Source organism: Rahnella sp. P4_A8 (assembly GCF_056402435.1).
Genome location: NZ_JBFUHK010000149.1, coordinates 1 through 2,938, shown reverse-complemented (window position 1 = coordinate 2,938; position 2,938 = coordinate 1). Strand labels below are relative to the sequence as shown.

Genomic DNA, 2,938 nt, shown 5'->3' with positions numbered 1-2,938 from the left:
CTCTTCCGGTTTACGGACGGCAGCCAGACGACCTACTGCGGCATCTACAATCAGGCCATCATCATCACAGCAGGATTCGACCTTGTTGGATTCAGTCGGCAGCAGGCCTTTAAAGCCCGCCGCAATCGGTGACCAGTCCACGCCTGAATTATCTTTCGCCCACACGCCGTAACGAGCCAGCACCAGTTGAATATCACGCATTATTCTCTCCACACTTATTTTGCTTTGCCGGTTGCGATAACACCCATTGCCAGCGCGCGGTCTAATGTCTTCAGAACCAGAAATTCCTGAGTACCGTGTTCTGATTCCCAAGCCTGGGTATCCGCATGAAGTGAGTCGTGACACCATCTGCACAGCGGGATCACGAACAAGTCATGCGCTTTTGTTGCCATTCCACCAAATCCATTGCCGGTGATGTGGTGCGGATCATCGGACCCGTTACCGCAGGCACAGCACGGCTGGCGCTTTACCCATTGAGTGTATTTCGTGTTTTCATACCGGCGGCGCTTCGGGCGAAGCATGAAAGATTCTGGAGTTTCCGGATCAACGGCCAGCGCCAGCACCGGTTTGATATTGCTCACCATCACTGCCCGAGGATCTTGTTCGCTGGGGTTGATGTCGGATTCTTTCAACTGCGTGCCCGGAGGTTGGTATTTCATGCCAAGCGCTTCGCATATGATTTCCTCCGGCAGTTGCGCCGCCAGCCCCTTACTCGTTGCCCACCAGCAAAGTTCCGGCAGGGTCAGTTGATGTCCGGCTGACAATCGAGAAAGCTCGCGGATAGCCTCAGTCACAAATTCAGTGGTATTCGACAGCGCTGCGGCATTGAGTTTTACCGATTCTTTTCCGTGATATTCGTTGTCATGGGTCCAACAAAGAGACACAACACCACGCGCACGGCGAGACTGCACCAGTTCATGGTGATGATATTGACCGCCAAAATTAGTGCACTGGCAGCCTCGGTTACGCTTAACCCACAATGTTAGCGCACCCCACCCGCCGACAAGGTTGATAACTCGCTCTGAGGCCAGAAATCCAGACAGGCGCGGATCTCGCGATAGTGGTTGAGCCTCAACCGGTACCAAACCGTCAGCCGCCCCGCGCAGATCCGCCGGTTCATCGGTTATTAGCAGGCGTTTGCCGCTGAAATGCTGCAGCATTTCACCTGGCGGCCGTAATAGCACAATCCCCAAATCCCTCTGTGGATATGGCTTTAAGAGTGCTCTCATTCAGCCCTCTCCCCAGCCTTAAACAGGCTGTTCAGCACAGCATCAGCATGTTCCCGCGCGCTGTCGTAATCAGACGGGCAATGCTCGCCAGTTGCTGATGCGGCTTTCAAGTAACCACGGTAAGCATCGAGCCAGATTTTCTGAAGTTCATTCATACTGTTGCTCCCATTTTACGGGCCAGTGTTTGAGCTGTACTGAGAATCTCTGTAGATTTGAAACCGTCGTTTTTAAGGCGATTGATGTATAGACGCAACTTGTTCTGCAACTGAGGATTAAGCTCAGATGCCCTTGATAACTTATCAAAAAGCCGGTCAACCTCTTCTGTCCATCCCCCGTTGGCCGTTTCCAGCACTGGAATGATTTGTTTGACTGATGCCTGCAGTTTGTTGGGCTTGGTATGAATCTGGCTTTGGAATATCGCACCTTGCCTTAGCAATTCTTCACGGTCGATATAGCTGAAGGCTGGTCCTCGCCATTTCTTATCAAACACTGCTATGGCACCAGCAAAAAACGCCCCGGAAGGTATCTGTCTATCATTGGCAGGGACAAACCACGCAGGTAGTTCAAATCCTATACGCCCACGGATGAAGGCTATGTGATCAGCTTTCTCTGGCCACCAGACCTCTGACGTAGCCGCTTTTATAAGAAATACATATCGGCCACCCTTTTCCCGCATCTTGAAAGTATGATTGAGAATATGACTCATACCAGTGATCTGTTGCCCTTCACGTCGCCTTGCGCGGGAATACGGCGGATTGCCAAAGGCTGCACCGTTAAGCTCTTTCAGATGAGCAGACCAGTCCTTACTCAAGGCATTGTCTTCGACAGTGTAAAAATGCGGACACTTAGTATTCTCGCCATCAGTGAACAGATCGAGAACAATGGGGCCGAACATGGCATTGATTCCCCAGAAAAGAGCATCAGGCGTCCGCCACTGATCCCCAACATCCTTTAAGAAGTGCGTTTCTTTCTCTTTTTGTTGAGAAAGCGCCAGGGAATAAGATCTCATAACCACCCCTCCCGCTTCTTACGTTGATACTCGGCATACATCAGCTGTGCTGGAGTCTGTCCCAATGGTTTACTTGGCGCTGCCAACTGAGTTACTGGAGCCGGTATTTTTTCGCCTTTAGCTAAGCGTTTCGCCCATGTATTCAGTTGATGTTGTACCGATTTTCTCACTTCACCTTCCGTATAGTTGTTCTGCAGCATGATTCGGCGAACGTCGGTCACAATCCAGTACATGATCGGCGCTGGCCAAGGGTAGTCCGCTGGTGAGTTATAGTCACCGCGCCTGGCGCTATAGCGGTTAAATTCATCCATCACATCATCCACTGACGGCAGGCCAGCGCCCTCTGCAGCTCCGGACTTGCACCATCCAATGAACTTGCCGCAACTCGGCCAGAAGTCAGTTTCCTGCTGGCGGGCGATGCGCATACCGGCTTTCACCTGTTCCAGCGAAGTCACTCCGTTTTCCGCAAATGCCAGGATCCATTGCCGTTTCGCAGCTGCGATGTCCACCGAACTGTTGAGTGCGGTCTGGCGGGCAGCAGGGAAAATTAGCATCAGGTTGGCGAACAACGTATCGACCATCTTCTCGGCATCAGGGTTCACGACGCGCTGAGGTTTATCTTCGGGCATCAACTGCGCAAGTACACCGGCATCCCGATTTTGAATTGCCATCATCATTTTGTTCACAGGGTGTTCTCCCA

Annotated in this window: 5 protein-coding genes; all 5 read right to left on the bottom strand. The window is 51.9% G+C overall.

Annotation, left to right across the window (positions count from 1 at the left end; genetic code table 11):
• Window positions 1–201 (bottom strand): antiterminator Q family protein (locus tag AC1DUO_RS23940; protein ID WP_477989091.1); only part of this gene is annotated, 201 nt, incomplete at its 3' end.
• Between the two features lie 14 nt (window positions 202–215).
• Window positions 216–1,160 carry a DUF968 domain-containing protein gene (locus AC1DUO_RS23935; protein WP_477989089.1) on the bottom strand — a complete coding sequence of 315 codons (945 nt, stop codon included), beginning with the start codon at window positions 1,158–1,160 and terminating at the stop codon, window positions 216–218.
• A gap of 65 nt (window positions 1,161–1,225) precedes the next feature.
• Window positions 1,226–1,384: a hypothetical protein gene (locus AC1DUO_RS23930; RefSeq protein ID WP_379672319.1), complete on the bottom strand. Its 159-nt coding sequence runs from the start codon at window positions 1,382–1,384 to the stop codon at window positions 1,226–1,228.
• The gene (locus tag AC1DUO_RS23925; RefSeq protein WP_477989082.1) at window positions 1,381–2,238 is read right to left on the bottom strand and encodes a phage N-6-adenine-methyltransferase; all 858 of its coding nucleotides are present in this window, start codon (window positions 2,236–2,238) and stop codon (window positions 1,381–1,383) included. Before AC1DUO_RS23925 ends, AC1DUO_RS23930 begins: the two co-directional genes overlap by 4 nt.
• Window positions 2,235–2,938 (bottom strand): replication protein P (locus tag AC1DUO_RS23920; RefSeq protein WP_477989080.1); only part of this gene is annotated, 704 nt, incomplete at its 5' end. The genes AC1DUO_RS23920 and AC1DUO_RS23925, both read right to left, overlap by 4 nt.